Here is an 18,448-nt window from a genome sequence, read left to right as displayed (position 1 = left end):
AAAACTTCTTTATTGATTTAAGGGTGCTTCTACTAATTTGTCTTTACCGTAAATAAAATCCTTCCTTAAGTAGTCGGCAGGTACGATATCACCGTCAAGATAAATAGCTTCCTTAGGGCAGGCCTCTTCACATAAACCGCAAAAAATGCAGCGCAGCATGTTGATTTCATAAACAGCAGCGTATTTCTCTTCGCGGTACAGGTGCTCCTCGCCTTTCTGGCGTTCGGCAGCTGTCATGGTAATAGCTTCTGCCGGGCACGATAATGCGCAAAGGCCGCAGGCTGTACAACGCTCCCTGCCATCCTCATCGCGTTTAAGCGAGTGCATGCCGCGGAAATTCTCTGAAAATTCACGCTTTTCTTCAGGATAGCTGATGGTTACCGGCTTTTTGAAAAAGTGTTTCATTGTAGTGGATAAACCGCCCACAATGGCCGGCAGGTAAGCACGCTCTAAAAAATTGAGTGGCTTAACTTCCAGTACTTTTCGTTTATTGCTTAATGATTCCATTTTTTAAAAACTCCAATCTATTTAAGTAATGTACTAATCACGCCTGTCAGCACGATGTTGGTGATGGCCAATGGAATTAATATTTTCCAGCCAAGGTCCATCAACTGGTCATAACGGAAACGCGGGATAGTCCAACGCACCCACATGAAAAAGAAGATAGAGAAGAATATCTTACCAAATAATACAACAACGCCAATAAGCGGTGCAATGGTTGGTCCGGCCTGAGCCGCAACCCAATCCATACCAGGGTAATTGTAACCACCCCAGTACAGGGTAGCCATTACTGCCGATGAAATGAACATGTTGATATACTCGGCAAACAGGTAAAAACCTAATTTCATTGATGAGTATTCGGTGTGATAGCCACCTACAAGCTCGGTTTCGCACTCAGGTAAGTCAAACGGTGAGCGGTTGGTTTCGGCAAAAGCACACACCAGGAACAGCAGGAAGCCAAGTGGCTGTCTCCAAACATTCCAGGCAAAACCATGTTGTTGCTCCGCGATTTCCTTAAGACTTAAAGTACCGGTAAGCATCAGCAATGCGATGATGGATAAACCCATCGAAATTTCATAGCTGATATTTTGTGATGCCGCGCGGATAGCGCCTAATAATGAGTATTTATTATTGGAAGCCCAGCCGCCAATCATAATACCATAAACGCCCAATGATACCACACCAAAAATGTAGAGTACACCTACGTTAATATCGGTAACCTGGAGATCAAAAGTGCGACCGCCAATTTGGATAGCCGATCCCCATGGAATAACAGCCGAACCGATGCAAGCAGTTAAAATAGCCAGTGAAGGGCCCACAATGAACAGGAAGCCGGTTGCATTGGTAGGGATGATCTCTTCTTTCAAAAACATCTTGCCACCATCGGCAAGGGGTTGTAAAATACCCCAGGGGCCGGCACGGTTAGGGCCTATCCTATCCTGGAAAAATGCAGCAACTTTACGTTCGGCATAGGTTGAATACATAGCCACAACCAGGCTGATAGCGAAAATCACAACGATCAGTACGATCCTGAATATTAAATCGGTAGTTTCCATTATAAGCGGGTCTCCCTTTCAAATTGTTCTTTATTAGCTTCCATCAGTACCGGGTTGGTTTTAACAACCGGCAGCGGTGTAAACTCGTAATGGTTAGCGCTGATCACAGAGTGGTGAGATACTTTACGTGGGCCTTCAATAACCCAATCGGCAGTTTTCTTTTTATCGAATCGGCAGGTATTGCAGATAAATTCCTCAACTTCACCATAAACATCTTTACGGCCAGTTACCCTGATCACATCTTCGCCTTTATACCAAAGTGTTACTTTACCGCAGCATTTATCGCAATCGCGGTGTGCTTCAACAGGCTTGGTAAACCAAACACGGTTTTTAAAGCGGAAAGTTTTATCAGTTAAAGCACCTACCGGGCATACGTCAATCATGTTACCCGAAAAATCGTTATCAACAGCTTTGCTGATATATGTGGAAATTTCAGAATGATCGCCCCTGTTCAGGATGCCATGTAAACGGGTATTGGTAATTTGATCGGCAGTAAACACACAACGGTAGCAAAGGATGCAGCGGGTCATGTGCAGCTGAATTTTGTCACCTATGTCGATCTTTTCAAATGTACGGCGGTCAAATTCATAGCGCGTTTTAGCTGCCCCATGCTCAAAGCCCAGATCCTGCAAGTGGCATTCGCCGGCCTGGTCGCAAACAGGGCAATCAAGCGGGTGATTGATCAGCAGCATTTCTACCACGCCTTTACGGGCTTCAATAACTTCTGGCGAAGTAATATTTTGTACCTCCATCCCATCCATAACACCAGTGCGGCATGAAGCCACCAGCTTAGGCATAGGGCGCGGATCTTTTTCTGATCCTTTGGTAACTTTAACCAAACAGGTACGGCATTTACCACCGCTGCCCTGCAGTTTAGAGTAATAGCACATAGCAGGCGGAACAATATCACCTCCTATCTGCCTTGCGGCGTTCAGGATGCTTGTTCCGGGTTCTACGTCAACGGTTATTCCGTCTATTGTTACTTTCATTGACATTTAATAATAACGTCGTTTGTTAATTTCTAAAATTCTTCGCCTCTAAATCAATTTTAAAAGCTAAACCACTATGTCATTGCGAGGCACGAAGCAATCTCGTAGCTATTCTTTTCATGCGACGAGATTGCCACGCTCCGCTCACAATGACATATAGTTATATATTTACGCCGTCTCTGCAACTTTCAGCGGATCAGCGTAATGTGCCAAACCGTAGTTTCTTGAAGTTGCTTCGCTCGCGTTAGTTACGTGCCATTCAAACTCATCCCTGAAATGGCGAATAGCACTGGCCACAGGCCATGCTGCCGCGTCACCCAGCGGACAAATGGTATTTCCCTCTATTTTCTTAGATACATCTACCAGCAAGTCCATGTCGCTCATTTTGCCATGGCCATATTCCAAGCGATGTAATACTTTCTCCATCCAGCCAGTACCCTCACGGCAAGGCGAACATTGTCCGCAACTCTCGTGGTGATAAAAACGGGCGAAATTCCAGGTATTACGTACAATACAGGCATCTTCATCATAAGCGATGAAACCACCCGAACCCAACATGGTACCGCTTACGAAACCACCATCTGATAATGATTCATAGCTCATCAAGCGGGCTTCATTATTGATAGTTTTCAGGATGAGGTTAGCCGGTAAAATTGGTACTGATGAACCACCGGCAACAACAGCTTTCAGGCGTTTGCCATTGGCGATACCACCGCAATACTCATCAGAATAAATAAATTCTTCAACAGGTACACCGAGTTCAATTTCATAAACCCCAGGTTTTTTCAGGTTACCACCTGCAGAGATCAATTTGGTACCTGTACTACGACCGATACCTATTTTAGCATATTCGTCGCCACCCTCATTAATGATAGGTACAACCGCCGCTATAGATTCAACATTGTTCACCACTGTAGGGCAACCATATAAACCGGCAATAGCCGGAAACGGTGGTTTAATACGAGGGTTACCGCGTTTACCTTCCAATGATTCCAATAAAGCAGTTTCTTCACCGCAGATATAAGCACCACCGCCTGGCTGAACGTAAAGCTCAAGATCGTAACCGGTACCTAATATATTTTTACCTAAAAAGCCTTTTGCTTTTGCTTCAGCGATAGCCTTTTCCAGGATCCTTACCTGTGGCATCATTTCGCCGCGCAGGTAGATGTATGATGTATTAGCACCAAGCGCAAAACTTGATACAATCATGCCCTCAATCAGCAAGTGAGGGATATAAGTCATCAGGTAGCGGTCTTTAAAAGTACCAGGTTCCGATTCGTCACCATTACAAACCAGGTAGCGCGCAACGCCTTCGGGCTTAGCCAAAAAGCTCCATTTCATGCCGGTAGGGAAACCCGCACCGCCACGACCGCGTAAGCCCGATTTTTTAACCTCCTCAACAATCGCCTCAGGCGACATGGTTTTCAATGCTTTCTCCACAGAAGCATAGCCGCCTTTTGAACGGTAAACATCAAAAGTATTGATGCCGGGTACGTTTATATGTTCTAAAAGTAGTTTCCGTCCCATAATTTAATTCTTAGCTTTCGCTTTTAAATCACTGATCAATTTATCTACCGACTCGTTGGTCAGGTTTTCATAAAAAGTATACTCAGGGCCAATTTGCAATACAGGGCCAAAACCACAGGCAGCAAGGCACTCCACCCCTCTCCAGCTAAATAAGCCGTCGGGAGTAACTTCACCTTCTTTTACACCAAGGGTTTCCTCTATATGATCCATGATCTTTTCGGCACCTACCAGGCAGCAACCGCTTGTGCGGCAAACTTCCAGCACATACTTGCCCTGCGGGCGTAAAAAGTACATGGTATAAAATGTAGCAACCTCGTATACCTCAATAGGCAGGATGCTTAAATATTCGGCAACCTTATCCATCGCGGGCGCGCTTACCCAGCCAAATTCGGCCTGTACCAGGTGAAGGATCGGCAGTAAGCCCGATTTTTGCTTCCCCTGCGGATAACGGCTAACTATTTCATCAAATTTGCTGATCAGTGCCGGCGAAAATTCAACCGGTTCCTGAGCTTCGTCAACTCTAAGCATCTAACTCTCCGGCTATAACGTTTAAACTACTCATGTTAATAATAGCATCTGATAATAACATACCGCGGCTCATTGGTGCATACATCTGGTAATTGATGAAGCTTGGCCTGCGGAAATGTAAACGGTACGGTGAGCGGCCACCATCATTAACCAGGTAAAAGCCCAGCTCGCCGTTAGCACCCTCAACCGAATGATAAACTTCGGTTTTGGGGGTTGGAATTTCGCCCATCACAATTTTAAAGTGATAGATCAAAGCTTCCATGTTATTATATACTTCCTCTTTTGGAGGCAGGTAAAATTCAGGTACATCAGCGTGGAAAATATCGCTTGGTTCTTTATCAAGTTTGGCTAAAGCCTGTTCAATGATCCTTAAGCTTTGCCACATTTCTTCGTTGCGAACCAAAAAACGGCTGTAAACATCACCATTGTCGCCTACCGGCACTTCAAATTCAAAGTCTTCGTATGATGAATATGGGTTCATAGCCCTTACGTCGTAATCAACACCGGCAGCACGTAAAAGCGGCCCGGTCCAGCTGTAGCTCAAAGCGGTTTCAGCGCTAACAGCAGCTACGTCCCTGGTACGGTCAACAAAGATCCTGTTACGGTTAAACAGGCTTTCAAACTCTTTAAGGGTTTTAGGGAAGTTCTTTAAAAATGCGCGCAGCTTATCGAATGCACGGCTGTTGAAGTTACGCTCAAAACCACCGATACGGCCAATGTTGGTTGTAAGGCGCGATCCGCACACTTCTTCATATATTTCATAAATAGCCTCACGGTGCTCCATCATGTACAGGAAGCCTGTAAACGCGCCGGTATCCACACCCAATACACCGTTACAAATGATATGATCGGCTATACGGGCAAGCTCCATCACAATTACGCGCAAGTAATCAACGCGCTTTGGAGTTTGGATATTTAACAACTTTTCAACTGTCATATGCCAGCCCATGTTATTGATGGGTGATGAGCAATAGTTTAAACGGTCGGTAAGCGGGGTTATCTGGTAAAAAGGCCTGTGCTCGGCAATTTTTTCAAATGCGCGGTGTATATAACCAATGGTTGATACACCGCTAACGATGCGTTCGCCATCAAGCTGAAGCACATTTTGAAACACCCCGTGGGTAGCAGGGTGAGTTGGCCCCAGGTTAAGGGTTGATAGCTCGCTTTGCGGATCGTTATCTGTATATACAGGATGATTTTGCATCAGTATTATTAATTAGAGTCAGGAATTTTTAGCGTCAAGAATCAAGAAATAAAGAGTCAAGACGGGAAACTTCTCCCCCTTTCTTACTTTCCTATTTCTTGTTTCTTATGTCTCAATTTCTTGTTTCTATCTATGTATTATCTTCCGAAATAGAAATCCTTCTTGTCAACACGGTTAGGATCTTCCAGCGGAAACTCCTTACGCATTGGGAAAGCGGTCATATCATCTACGTTCAAAATCCTGCGCAAATCCGGGTGACCGTCAAATAGTACACCAAAAAGGTCATAAGTTTCGCGTTCCATCCAGTTTGCACCATCCCAAAGCACCGTAGCAGTTGGGATATGCACATCAGCATCGGCCAAAAATACCTTGATCCTAATGCGGGTATTGGTAGTGAGGCTATGCAGGTGATAAATAACGCCTATCGGCTTTTCCTGTTCAGGGTAATGGATACCTGTAATATCTGTCAGAAAAATGAACCTAAGAGCCGGATCCGTTTTCAGGAATGTAAGCAGATCAATGATTGTTTCGCGACCTGTTTCAACAGTAAGCAATTCATATGGTTCGCCAATAACTGTTACTGAAGTATCAAATTTATCGGCTATAGCTTTAATAAGCTGTTCGTTAGGTATCTTAGCCATTATTGGATTCCGTATTTAGCTAACAATTCCTGGTATTTAGGCTCATTTCTGCGGCGCAGGGATTCCGTTTTTACCAGCTCCTGAATATTCATAAAACCATCTATAATAGCCTCTGGCCTCGGCGGGCAACCCGGCACGTAAACATCTACCGGGATCACCTCGTCAATACCCTGTAAAACCGAGTAAGTATCAAATATACCACCGCTTGAAGCGCACGCGCCAACAGCCATTACCCAACGCGGTTCGGCCATTTGCAGGTATACCTGGCGCAGTACAGGAGCCATTTTCTTGGCTATAGTACCCATAACCATTAACAAATCGGCCTGTCGTGGTGAAAAACTCAAACGCTCGGCACCAAAACGTGAAAGATCATAGTGAGATGCCATGGTGGCCATAAACTCAATACCGCAACACGAAGTAGCAAATGGTAAAGGCCATAATGAATTTGAGCGCGCTATGCCTATTACTTTATCAAGCGAGGTAGCAAAAAACCCGGCGCCTTCAACTCCGGCAGGGGCATCAACTAATTGAATATCACTCATTGAACTAAATTGATAGAAAAACCATCACCACTAAATGTGGATAATAGCAGCAAATTTACAATAATAACGATGTAAAAAGTACACTACGGGTATAGAGGGGGTATATTTAGAATCAATCTAAACTTAATCCCAATCTAAAGCTCCCTTTTTTATTACGTAGATAAAACCCAGCAGAAGTGTCGCCATGAAAATAAACATTTCAATAAGACCGGTAGTACCTAACGCCTTGAAATTTACCGCCCAGGGGTACATAAAAATAACCTCCACATCAAACAGCACAAACAAAATGGCTACCAGGAAATATTTAATAGAGATTGGTGTCCGGGCATTACCCACTACCTCAATACCCGACTCAAAAGGTGTCAGCTTATCTTTTGTTTTTCTTTTGGGCCCTATTTTGTGCGTTACAAACATTGTTGTTACCACAAACCCTAAAGCAACCACCATTTGAAATATGATGGGTAAATAATTAACCGGTAAACTTTGTGCTTCCATGCTGCAAATATACTAATGCCTTAATAATAAAAAAGTGTGATTTATAAGGTTGTTAATCATTTCTGCAATTCAGTACTAATCTTGATTACAAATCGCCATCATTAATCAATTTCTCAAACCGGAGAAATAAAAAAAGGCCTCTTTTCAGGAGGCCCTTCATATCTGTTTATATAATGTTATTTACCTTTTCCAGCTCCGCCCTTGCGTTGGAAGTAGGCGGCGGCACTTTTGTTAGCAGGATCAAGTTCGCGCGCTTTAGCAAAGTTTTCGGATGCTTTAGCGTCGTCTTTCTCTTTATACTGGTAAATCGTGCCTAGATAAGCATAGGCTTCCGCTAAACTTTTCTTAGTTTTTTCGTCAGGGGCGCCCTTTGCGTTAACCACTTCTATATACTTTTCGTAGTATGGTTTCGCATATCCTGAAATGTTATTACGGTCTTTTTCTTTTAAATCGTTAACACGTGCACGATATAAAAAAGCATCTGCAAACGGACTGCTAGCTGTTTTGGCTATTACATAGCTAAATGCACTGTCGGCGCGTGTAAGCAGTGAATCGTTAGGCGCTTTTGTATCATAACCATAATAATAGCTGATACCTTCGTAAAAATAGTCGGTTAACTTAACGCTGTGGCCACCTTTAAGAGTAACTTCCCTGTAAGCATCTCCAGCTTGCGCGTATTTCTTTTGGCGGAAATACGATTTAGCGATCTCAGCGTACACATCAGTCTGAGTACTGTCAAGAGTTAAAGCTTTCTGTAATGTAATGATACCTACCGAATCCTGATTAAGAGCGATCTGCAAACGACCCTGATATAAATAGTCACGCGGGATGATACGTTTTGGATCAGCTTTCTGGAACCAGGTGTTGATTGCAGTTAAACCATTTTGATAATCTTTGTTTTCGTAAGCCGCATAAGCCAGGTAACGATAAACCCTTGCATTAGTGCTTGCTGATTTTGACAGATCAGTAGCTACCTGTTGTAAAGTTTTATAATCACCAGCCAGGATCAGGAAGTCGGCATAACGCATTTGAGATTCTACCGATTGATCTGTTAAACTCAGGTATTGTTTGTAGTGATCAACAGCTTCTTTAATTTTAGCAGAAGCCATTTTGGGGTCAGTTAACGACCAGCGCAGGTCGGTTTCAGCCCATTCGCGGTAAGCAGGGCCATAGTTGGCGTTGATAGCCAATGCGTCTTTAAATTGCTGCTCAGAGCCATCAAAGTTATTAGCAAATTTATACAATACACCGGTTGCAACCTTAGCAGCCGGGTTTTTAGGATCAAGCGTAGAAGCGTCAGAATAGTTTGAGTACGCTTCGTTACTTTTTAACACAGAGCGGTAAGCATCACCTAGAGCGATAAGCAAATCAACATCTTTTGCATTGATAGCTTTTCCTTTAGTCAGTACTGCAATAGCAGCATCTGCATCAGCAGGAGTTACTTTTTTATCGGCAGTGGTAGGCAGCAAATATGATAAACCCACATACGTGTAAGGTTTTGCGTCCTTACCTGCCAAAGCTACAGCCTGATTAAAGTTAGTTGTTACACCGGAGTTATCCTTATCTAAACGGGCAACAGCACCTAAACCGGCATAATTTAATGCTGATTTTGGATTTGCAGCAATACCTTTATTGAAAACGACTTTCGCCGAATCAGCATAGTCCTGTTTAATGTACACCCAACCCAGATAAAAGAAATTCTCATCTTTGGTTGGCTGAGTAGTAGTAAGCGTTTTGAGCATCGACTCTGCTTTCTGATATTGTTCGGCGTCAATAGCTTTTTTGGCGTCGGCAAGACTTTGCGCAAAAACTGATGATGAACCTAAAAATACCAGTCCTAATGAAGCCTTAGCTATTTTACTGATCATTTTCATCTTTATTTAGTTATAGTTTACTTTTTTAAAATTATCTCTCTCGGGGGAATTGAATCAGGTAGTAAACCCGATTTCAATATTATCCGTTGCCCCACATCACTGGCCAGGAACGTAACAAATCCTGCTGCTAAACCATTCTTACTTGAGCAGTTGATCAAATATAAACTCCTGCTCAAAGGGTACTGTTTTAAGACAAGTGATTCTTGCGAAGGTTTAAAATATTCAATAGGATACTGCTTGTTTCCTTCATCTCTAACCCCTACAACTTTCACTTTTTCAACATAATCTGCGTACTCTTTTTCCGGGTTATTAATCCAGCTAAAGCCTATAATGCCTAATGCATCAGGATGTTCGCTTACGTACTTAATAACTTCGATATTTGATTTGAGCGCGTATATATTCTTCTGCTTAAACTCCTTATTACCAGAGAAGTCCTTCAAATACCTTACCAAACTTGAGTTCGGATTGTCAAAAACTATAGTTTTATTTCCGTCCCCCTGGCCTTTAAGCTCCTTTTTTAATTGAGCGACAGTAATAGCGGTATCATTCGACGCCTTATTAACTATCAATGTAATTGCGTCAACTGCAAAAGGTACTTCCTCAACACTCAATGTACGGCGGGTTATTATATTACGCTCCGCGGTATCAAGCCTGCGCGATAATACCGCAAGCCTAACACTGTCGTTTAACAACATATTTACAGCCTGGTTTTCTGTTTTATAAATAAATACCGGGTCGGCGTTGGGGTACCGGCTTCTGTAAACATATTCTTCCTGTGCTACTATTGGAGAAAAAGATTCATCGGCTACGAAAGTTGCTCTTCCGGCGTTGAAGCTGTCGGTTGGTACGGATTTTACTTGTTTTTGCTTACAAGCCTGTAAAGCGGCTATTAAAACAATTAAAACCAATACATATACAACCCCTAATTTAATCTTCATACTGATCCTTCTTAAACAATCTCGAAAACCTCAAAATCGCGTATCCTATAATAAACGCACCGAAAAGTAAACGTTGATAATGTTGCAGTTGCAGCGGGAGCGCGTCCCAAAACATGATCATGAGACCTAAAACCACAAAGCAAATAAATGCAGCAGTTCCTAAAATAAGCAAAAACCGCCTTTTGGGCGATTTTTGCTCTTTATTGTAATTAAATGGCATTACTTATTCTTCAGATGCTAAAGTAAAGCTGATTGGAACACTGTATTGTACACGAACCGGACGACCGTTTTGTATACCCGGTTTCCATTTTGGTGAATTTTTCAATACACGAACCGCTTCTTCGTCGCAACCGCTGCCGATGCCTCTTACAACCTTAATATCGGTTAAAGAACCATCCTTTTCCACAACGAATGTACAAATTACACGTCCTTGTGTATTGTTTTCGCGGGCTACGGCCGGATACCTGATGTTTTTGCTCAAATACTGACCAAATTTCTCCAAACCGCCAGCAAATTCAGGAACTTGCTCAACGGAAGTAAAGATCTGGTTAGGATCGGCTTCCACAACCTGCTTAACGTCTGAGTTACCTACCGGCTCATCAATTCTAATGTCTGCGTTAGGATCACCTTTTTGGTCTTTTTGACCCGGATCGGCAACAGCAAGTTCTTTTACTGTTGGTGGATCTTTCTCCTTAACCTCGTTATCTGGTTTTACAACCGGAGGAGGGAAACGTACCTGGTCTACCTTTGGTTTTGGTGGTTCAGGTGGCGGCGGAGGTGGTTTTTTGGTTTGGTCAACCGGTGGCGGAGGTAACAGAACCACGTCTGTTATCTTCACTTTTTCGTCTTTCGCTGGGATAAGACCTTTGATCTTGTTGATGATAGTTGGCAAAGAAACTATAAATACAAAAACCACAATAGCAATGATCAACGACTTGCTGGTGTTTTTTGAATTCTCTTTCCTTAGCTCGTAAGCGCCATAGGCTTTATTACGATTACTAAAAACAACGTCGATCCATTCCTGCTTTAGTATGTCTAATTTTGATCCTAACATCTGTTAAGGCTTTAATGGAAGTTTATAACGTTATTTAATATTATTTATTATCGTTGTACAAGCCGTCTTTTTTAAGCAACTCAATCTCCGGCGCTGTTATATCAACGATACCATAGCTTTGGATATTGGCTATATTGATCTCATCAAGCGTGCTAACCATATTTTTATATTTTGATTTATCGCTTGGTTTAATCACAACAAACATGTATTTGCCTGTTTTTTGCTGTACTTCTTTGCTTTTTTCAATTAACGTTTTACGTAACCCGTTAGGGCCAAAATTGTCAATTGTGGGCGCTGATTTTCCCGGCTCGCCGATGTACCACTCCAATTTATCGTCGCTTCCCAATAAAATGGTCATCGAACGTGAAGCGGCAATATCCATCTGATCTTTTGTTTTCTCATCCTTATCAGGCATGGCCAAGTCCATCGCTTTTGGTTTAGCGAGTGTAGTGGTCATGATGAAGAAGGTGATCAACAAGAAAGCCAGGTCAACCATCGCGGTTAAATCTACACGGGTTGATTGCTTCTTACTGCGAACCTTACCGCCTTTATGTTTGCCTCCCCCGGAGGTATCTAATTCTGCCATGGTCTTTTATTTTTTTGGAGCACCACCGGCGCTGCCCAAATCCGTAATTAAACTAAACTTGTTAACTTTTTGCTTTTGCAAAATACCGATAACATCCTTTATAACCGGATATTCCTCTTTGCTATCACCTTTAATAGCTAAACGAAGTTCCTTGTTATGTAAGGCTTTGGTAGCTATACGGGCCTGGCGAATCCAGTTGGTAAGTTCTGCCGAAACAGAGTCTCTCGGGATACCCGGCTGTGCATATTTCTTTTGCTGATCAGCAGATAAAGCAATAAACTGTTTCAACTGGTTCATTGGCACGCCAAATGAATTGATAGAAGAAAACCTTGTTTGCTCTTCAGGGGTAAAGGTCATATGATATATCGAACCCATCTGGTTCAACATTTCCTTGCGGATATCAACACCTTCAACACCAAAGAAAGCTTTTTGATCACCTACAGATACTGTAGCAAAATCAGACTCAGGCACTGGCTGCTGGATTGAAGACTTTGGTATATCAATAGGTACCGGATCCTCGGTTTTTACTTTTGCGGTCATGATGAAGAAAGTAAGCAGCAGAAACGCCACGTCGCACATAGCGGTCATGTCAATTGCGGTGCTCTTTCTTGGAACTTTTATCCTTGCCATGTTAAATTTCTTAAAAATATATAGTGTTTCAGTATTAACTATCTTGCCCCTAACTTATTGTGCATGAGGCATAGCACTAATATATTCTTACTTGTTTTTGTGAGATGAAGCAAATGTTTGTACAATGCTAAATCCTGTTTCGTCAATAGCATAAGTCAACTTATCAATTTTTGACGTAAATACGTTGTACATAACAATTGAAATAGCTGAAGTACTGATACCAAATGCAGTGTTGATCAAGGCTTCAGAAATGTGAGCTGATAATTCAACCTGGTTAGGTACACCGGCAGTTGCTAATGAAGAGAACGCTTTGATCATACCCACAACCGTACCTAACAGACCGGTTAACGTACCGATAGATACCAAAGTAGCGATGATAGTTAAGTTTTGCTCAAGCATTGGCATTTCTAAAGCAGTAGCTTCTTCGATATCTTTTTGGATAGCTAAAGTTTTTTGATCAACGTCAAGGTTTGGTTCAGCTTCCATTTCGCCGTATTTTTTCAGTGCTGATTTGATAACGTTAGCAACAGAACCTTTTTGTTTGTCGCACTCTGCAGAAGCACCTGCAATGTTACCGGCATTTAAAAGAGATTGGATTTTCCTTACGAAGCTATCAACACTACCAGTACCTGAAGCTTTGCTGATAACGATGAAACGCTCGATAGAGAAAACGATAACCATTAATAAGAAACCCATGATCACCGGTACGATAACACCACCACTGTGAACTGTGCCGAAAATGTCTGTTGGGTAAGCGTTAACATCACCACCTTTAAAGTGGCTTGGATCACCTAAAATGAATATAAAGATACAAGTTGTAACAATAAGACAGATTGGAATGGTTAAAGAAGCAAACATGCCAGATGCACTTGAGCTTTCTTTCTTAACAGGAGTAGTTGGTTTTGTTGGTGCGTTTGCCATTACTTTTGAATTTTTAGTTTTTGTTTTTGTTTATTTTATAAGTTAGTTAAAATGCGCTGTTTGTTGGGAATAACAAAAATAGAATTTTATTGAATTAAAAAAACCATTTATGTTATTCTTTACAATTTTTTAATACAGAATATCATTCTGTGTATTGTTGGTGAATATAAACGCAACATTACAATTTTATTGTGTGTTACCAACACAATTATATGCAATGAAAACCATTTTTTTTAAAAATAGCAAGTGATAACACATAAAATTTGTGTTACCAAGCTAAAATAGCCCGTTTTTTTTAAGTTTATAAAAGGTATCTGTACCTTTTAACTATGATGCAAGCTTTGTAACAGATAGTTGTGCACTTTGTTTAAAAATGCTTCTTTCAAATAAGTTTGTTAAACTACCGGTTTATAATTGTTTATTTTTTTCTCAGATCACCCGCCGGCTTTTTTAGCTTTATAACCGTCGGTTTGTAATAATAGCAGTATTTTATCCCTGAAATCGCCCTGGATCAGTATTTCGCCATCTTTGACAGAGCCACCAACCCCGCATTTCGATTTCAATTTTTTCCCCAACGCTTCCAGGTCAGCATCGGCGCCAATAAACCCCGCAATGCGCGTAACCAGTTTGCTGCCTCCTTTACGGTCAAGATATATTTTAACATTTTGCTGCTGTGGCGGCAATGTTTCGGCCCCTCCCCCACCGGTTTCCTGGTATTGAAAATCGGGGTCGGTTGAGTAAACTACGCCTGTAAAATTTTTCTTAGCCATATTGATCAATTTTTAAATGACGGGCCAACTATAACCTTTAATGATTTTGGCAATATATTAATATCTATGCCCGTACCCGCCACCTGGGGTTCGCCATCCAGGTGAATAGGGCCGGCGTGCTCCCTTTTTATCAGGATCTGCTTACCGCGGATAATTTCTACGTATTTTGAGCTTTCGGTTGCTTTAATCAGCATGCGCATGCTCATCTCCGGAAACCTCCACAGCGGAAAAGGCTTTATCACGCACACATCCAGCAAACCATCCTGCAGGCTTGCTTTGGGCGATATATGCACATTATTGCCGTATTGCGAAGAATTGGCTATACTGAGCATAAATGCCTTATAATCATATTTCTTTCCGTCGATATCCAAGTGATAGTTTTGCGGCTGGTAGCCAACCACCTCTTTTATCGACGATTTTATATAACTGATAAAACCGCGCTTTTTACCATGCGAAAAGATCTCGCTGATGTGAGCGTCAAACCCCATGCCTGCCATATTAAAAAACGGCTGCCCGTTAATCCTGGCCGAATCAATAATTTCGGTACGGCCCGAGGCAAGATTTTTAATGGCATCCCTTGTATCCATAGGGATCCCTAAAAACCTCGAAAGCCCGTTACCTGAGCCAAATGGTACTATACCAAGCGATGTATCTGTATCCACAATGGCCGAAGCCACTTCATTAACTGTACCATCCCCCCCAACTGCAACCACTATATCAAATTTGCCAATGGCTTCGGATGCGATAACCCTTGCATGTGCCACGCCGTCACTAAAAGCGATAACCGGCTCAATTATACCGGCATCAATAGTATCTTTAATCAGTTCAGGCACCCCGTCCTTCTTCTTCCCGCCCGAAATTGGGTTTATTATAAATAACGCTTTCCGTTTCAACTATATATATTATTTCAATCTTCAAAAGTAAATGTATTTTCGGCTTTGTGAAATTTGTTTTATTTTTACCGCCCGAATGTGGACTGATTTAATGCTCCCCTTTACACCGGAGCCGGATTGCAACCACGTAAAAAAGTGCTAAAACCATGCTTCTTTTTACTGCCCGATCCGCCTTAAAACCCTCCCAGTCGATTTTTACTTTACTTATTTAAATTTTATGTCATATTTATTTACTTCAGAGTCTGTATCAGAGGGTCACCCGGATAAAGTGGCCGATCAGATCTCGGACGCGCTGATTGATCATTTTTTAGCATTTGATGCCGAATCGAAAGTTGCCTGCGAAACGCTGGTAACCACAGGCCAGGTTTTTTTAGCCGGCGAAGTAAAATCAAAAGCCTATCTCGACGTACAAAAGATTGCCCGCGAGGTGATCAACAGGATCGGGTATACCAAAGGCGAATATATGTTTGACGGCAGTTCATGCGGTGTGCTATCGGCCATCCACGAACAATCGCCCGATATTAACCAGGGGGTCGATCGCACCGCCAAAGAAGAGCAGGGTGCCGGCGACCAGGGCATGATGTTTGGTTACGCCACCGTTGAAACCGACAACTACATGCCGCTTGCCCTTGATATAGCCCACGCTTTATTAATTGAGCTCGCAGCCATCCGCCGCGAAAACAATGAGATCAAATACCTTCGCCCGGATGCAAAATCGCAAGTTACGCTTGAGTACAGCGACGACAACAAGCCGCAGCGTATTGATGCCATCGTTATATCAACTCAACACGATGATTTTGACGACGAACCGGCCATGCTTGCCAAAATCAGCGCCGATATCATCAGTATCCTGATTCCGCGTGTTAAAGCTAAATATCCTAAATACGCCCATTTCTTTAACGACGATATTAAGTACCACATTAACCCAACCGGTAAATTTGTTATCGGCGGGCCGCATGGCGATACCGGCTTAACCGGTCGCAAAATTATTGTGGATACCTACGGTGGTAAAGGTGCACATGGTGGTGGTGCTTTCTCGGGTAAAGATCCTTCAAAGGTCGACCGCTCGGCTGCTTACGCTACCCGCCACATCGCTAAAAACCTGGTTGCCGCCGGTTTGTGCGATGAAGTGCTTGTACAGGTATCCTACGCAATCGGCGTAGCGCAACCAATGGGTATTTACGTAAATACTTACGGCACCGCCAAGGTAGACCTGCACGACGGCGACATTGCCAAAAAAGTAGAAGGCATTTTTAACATGACCCCATACGCCATTGAAACCCGCTTTAAACTGCGCAACCCTATTTACAGCGAAACCGCAGCTTACGGGCACTTCGGCAGGCCAAACGAAATAGTTACCAAAACTTTTGTTGGCCACGACGGCAGCAAGCTCGAACGCGAAGTTGAGCTGTTTACCTGGGAAAAGCTTGATCATGTTGATAAGGTTAAAGCAGCCTTCGGGTTGTAATTAATTACACCTATATAATATACGCAATAGCGACGGGCTTACCTGTCGCTATTGTTGTTTAAGCCCCCTCTATATCTCCCCCGGGTTGGGGAGAATTGAAGTCCCTCTCCGCCGGAGAGGGATTTAGGGTGAGGCTCCTTCCTAATTAAATTATAAATACATACATTTATCACCCAAAATCCCCCGAGCCAATTAATGCCCGCTAACACCCGAAACGCCATAACCGCCATCATAAACTTTGCTGCATCAGTCATGATAACTGCATGGTTCATTGAACAAAAGTTTGGTTATGTGGTTACACCCGAGGCTATATTGTTATCCAACGTTGTTGCATGCAGTAAATGGGTGATCATGGTTATAGCGGCTATCATCCTGCTCGAAACCAATAAATGGGTCTTCATCAAGCGTATGAGCTTTGCCAGCCTGACGGGAAGCTGCGCCATGTTTTCTGTTTATGCGTTCAGATATATACCCGTAAGCAGCTGGCAGCAATTCACCTACGCCATGGCTTTTGCCCTGCTGGTAATGACCATATTCTTTTTTAAGGCAGTTATAAATACCCAGCTATCGCTTAAATGGTTTGCGGCATGGTTGGTTTGCCTTGTTATAAGTATTGTATTACAAGTTAAAGTGGTGTTTAGCCTGCACCCCGGAATTGTAACAAATGAGGTGTCCCATTTTTTTGATTCCCGAAAAAAAAGTGAAATTTCCTAACCCCTTCTTTTTTTAAAAAACCGGGTGTCCCATTTTTTGAAAGCCGAAACGCGAAACAGGCTTTTCATGAAACACCTTAAAAATCAACTATTTAGCATTTTTGGTGAAACATAGTTAAATATTTGATTATCAACAATTAAAGCTTTTTACCAGTAAATTTAACCGCTCATTAAAGCAGTAGTTCAACCGCGTTTTCATCTTTTATTTTTCACGTTTTTTTGCTGTTTTTTGGGCATTTTTATTTGAACCCTCCATTTTACCGGCAGGTACTGACAAAACAGCGCCACCAATATTGCAAAAACCTAAAGCTAAATTTGGGCCTCGCACAACCCTCTCCTTTGGAGAGGCCTATGAAATTTCCCCGGGGGCATTAAGTCAATAGTTCTGAGTCGGAAGCCATAAGTCGGGGTTATGCCGTAAGTGTTCGGAAGGTTTTTAATTCCCTCCGCTGGGAGCATAGCCGTTAACTTAAGAGGTTAATTCAGCTTAACGCATCAAACTCCCCTCTCGAGAGTAATAGCCCATGAAAAGGCAGGAATAATTTGTATATTTATGATAATGAATATCATAGAGACGATTAAGCGTTTTCCAGATCAGTCCAGTTGCATAGACTATCTTGAAGGATTAAGATGGCAAGGATTGCCAGAATGCCCGTATTGCAACAGCAAACGGAGCAGCAAGCGCCAGGAAAGCCAACGGCATATTTGCAATAGCTGTAACCGCAGCTATAGCGTTTTGGTCGGCACTGTTTTCGAGGGCACCAAACTTCCTTTGCCGCAATGGTTTTTGGCTATTTCATTAATGCTGAATGCGAAAAAGGGGTTATCTGCACGTCAGTTAAGCAGGGATCTGGGATGCAATCGTAAGACAGGCTGGTATTTGCAGATGCGGATACGGGAAGCCATGCGGGACGGCGGGGATGGCGGTTTGTTTAAGGGTATTGTTGAGGTAGATGAGACTTATTTAGGTGGTAAAAAAGCCAATCACTCAAAGAAAAAGCGGCAGGAAAGGCGCGATAATAATTTGCAGGTCACCGGCATGCAGGATAAACAGCCCGTGATTGGGTTATTGGAGCGGGATGGCCGTCTAAAGCTTCAGGTCATAGATAAGGCACATGG

Annotated in this window: 20 protein-coding genes; 3 read left to right on the top strand and 17 right to left on the bottom strand. The window is 42.7% G+C overall.

Annotated features, from left to right (window positions below):
- Positions 1 to 9: 9 nt before the first annotated feature.
- From BLS28_RS28510 to BLS28_RS28425, 17 genes are all read right to left on the bottom strand, one after another.
- Complete coding sequence (locus BLS28_RS28510) at positions 10 to 507, bottom strand: NuoI/complex I 23 kDa subunit family protein (RefSeq protein WP_090533905.1); 498 nt, start codon at positions 505 to 507, stop codon at positions 10 to 12.
- A 17-nt stretch (positions 508 to 524) separates the two neighbouring features.
- Positions 525 to 1,556, bottom strand: a complete 1,032-nt coding sequence (gene nuoH / locus BLS28_RS28505) for an NADH-quinone oxidoreductase subunit NuoH (protein ID WP_091175791.1) — start codon at positions 1,554 to 1,556, stop codon at positions 525 to 527.
- Positions 1,556 to 2,545 carry an NADH-quinone oxidoreductase subunit G gene (locus BLS28_RS28500; protein WP_371328329.1) on the bottom strand — a complete coding sequence of 330 codons (990 nt, stop codon included), beginning with the start codon at positions 2,543 to 2,545 and terminating at the stop codon, positions 1,556 to 1,558. Before BLS28_RS28500 ends, nuoH begins: the two co-directional genes overlap by 1 nt.
- A 168-nt stretch (positions 2,546 to 2,713) precedes the next feature.
- Positions 2,714 to 4,072, bottom strand: a complete 1,359-nt coding sequence (nuoF, locus tag BLS28_RS28495; RefSeq protein ID WP_091175787.1) for an NADH-quinone oxidoreductase subunit NuoF — start codon at positions 4,070 to 4,072, stop codon at positions 2,714 to 2,716.
- Positions 4,073 to 4,075: 3 nt separating this feature from the next.
- Positions 4,076 to 4,600: an NADH-quinone oxidoreductase subunit NuoE family protein gene (locus BLS28_RS28490; protein ID WP_090533912.1), complete on the bottom strand. Its 525-nt coding sequence runs from the start codon at positions 4,598 to 4,600 to the stop codon at positions 4,076 to 4,078.
- The gene (locus BLS28_RS28485) at positions 4,593 to 5,804 is read right to left on the bottom strand and encodes an NADH-quinone oxidoreductase subunit D (protein ID WP_175490103.1); all 1,212 of its coding nucleotides are present in this window, start codon (positions 5,802 to 5,804) and stop codon (positions 4,593 to 4,595) included. The genes BLS28_RS28490 and BLS28_RS28485 overlap by 8 nt, the downstream gene beginning before the upstream one ends.
- Before the next feature lie 137 nt (positions 5,805 to 5,941).
- A complete protein-coding gene (locus BLS28_RS28480) occupies positions 5,942 to 6,445 on the bottom strand; it encodes an NADH-quinone oxidoreductase subunit C (protein ID WP_091175783.1) in 504 nt (167 codons plus the stop codon).
- On the bottom strand, positions 6,445 to 6,987 hold the full coding sequence (locus BLS28_RS28475) for an NADH-quinone oxidoreductase subunit B (protein WP_091175781.1): 543 nt from the start codon (positions 6,985 to 6,987) through the stop codon (positions 6,445 to 6,447). The genes BLS28_RS28480 and BLS28_RS28475 overlap by 1 nt, the downstream gene beginning before the upstream one ends.
- A gap of 123 nt (positions 6,988 to 7,110) precedes the next feature.
- The gene (locus BLS28_RS28470; protein ID WP_090533920.1) at positions 7,111 to 7,482 is read right to left on the bottom strand and encodes an NADH-quinone oxidoreductase subunit A; all 372 of its coding nucleotides are present in this window, start codon (positions 7,480 to 7,482) and stop codon (positions 7,111 to 7,113) included.
- Positions 7,483 to 7,658: 176 nt separating this feature from the next.
- Entirely contained in the window at positions 7,659 to 9,350 is a 1,692-nt protein-coding gene (locus tag BLS28_RS28465; RefSeq protein WP_256337569.1) for a tetratricopeptide repeat protein, read from the bottom strand.
- Between the two features lie 23 nt (positions 9,351 to 9,373).
- On the bottom strand, positions 9,374 to 10,294 hold the full coding sequence (locus tag BLS28_RS28460) for a PstS family phosphate ABC transporter substrate-binding protein (RefSeq protein WP_091175776.1): 921 nt from the start codon (positions 10,292 to 10,294) through the stop codon (positions 9,374 to 9,376).
- Between the two features lie 223 nt (positions 10,295 to 10,517).
- Positions 10,518 to 11,348: an energy transducer TonB gene (locus BLS28_RS28450; RefSeq protein ID WP_091175774.1), complete on the bottom strand. Its 831-nt coding sequence runs from the start codon at positions 11,346 to 11,348 to the stop codon at positions 10,518 to 10,520.
- Positions 11,349 to 11,388: 40 nt separating this feature from the next.
- Complete coding sequence (locus BLS28_RS28445) at positions 11,389 to 11,934, bottom strand: ExbD/TolR family protein (RefSeq protein WP_091175771.1); 546 nt, start codon at positions 11,932 to 11,934, stop codon at positions 11,389 to 11,391.
- Between the two features lie 6 nt (positions 11,935 to 11,940).
- Positions 11,941 to 12,564, bottom strand: coding sequence for an ExbD/TolR family protein (locus tag BLS28_RS28440; protein ID WP_091175769.1), 624 nt, complete (start codon positions 12,562 to 12,564; stop codon positions 11,941 to 11,943).
- An 87-nt stretch (positions 12,565 to 12,651) separates the two neighbouring features.
- Positions 12,652 to 13,485, bottom strand: a complete 834-nt coding sequence (locus tag BLS28_RS28435) for a MotA/TolQ/ExbB proton channel family protein (protein WP_090533930.1) — start codon at positions 13,483 to 13,485, stop codon at positions 12,652 to 12,654.
- Positions 13,486 to 13,919: 434 nt separating this feature from the next.
- On the bottom strand, positions 13,920 to 14,255 hold the full coding sequence (locus BLS28_RS28430; protein ID WP_091175766.1) for a translation initiation factor: 336 nt from the start codon (positions 14,253 to 14,255) through the stop codon (positions 13,920 to 13,922).
- Positions 14,256 to 14,260: 5 nt separating this feature from the next.
- Positions 14,261 to 15,148, bottom strand: coding sequence for a diacylglycerol/lipid kinase family protein (locus tag BLS28_RS28425; protein WP_091175763.1), 888 nt, complete (start codon positions 15,146 to 15,148; stop codon positions 14,261 to 14,263).
- A 217-nt stretch (positions 15,149 to 15,365) separates the two neighbouring features.
- Here BLS28_RS28425 and metK point away from each other — a divergent pair, with 217 nt between their 5' ends.
- The 3 genes from metK to BLS28_RS30660 all read left to right on the top strand — a co-directional run.
- A complete protein-coding gene (metK, locus tag BLS28_RS28420) occupies positions 15,366 to 16,616 on the top strand; it encodes a methionine adenosyltransferase (protein ID WP_091175761.1) in 1,251 nt (416 codons plus the stop codon).
- 195 nt (positions 16,617 to 16,811) lie between these two features.
- Complete coding sequence (locus tag BLS28_RS28410; RefSeq protein ID WP_143020902.1) at positions 16,812 to 17,330, top strand: hypothetical protein; 519 nt, start codon at positions 16,812 to 16,814, stop codon at positions 17,328 to 17,330.
- Positions 17,331 to 17,888: 558 nt separating this feature from the next.
- The coding region (locus BLS28_RS30660) for an IS1595 family transposase (RefSeq protein WP_176844585.1) at positions 17,889 to 18,448 on the top strand (560 nt) is incomplete at its 3' end.

Source organism: Mucilaginibacter gossypii (assembly GCF_900100945.1).
GTDB classification, from domain to species: Bacteria; Bacteroidota; Bacteroidia; order Sphingobacteriales; family Sphingobacteriaceae; genus Mucilaginibacter; species Mucilaginibacter gossypii.
This window is presented reverse-complemented; position numbering and strand designations above follow the sequence as displayed.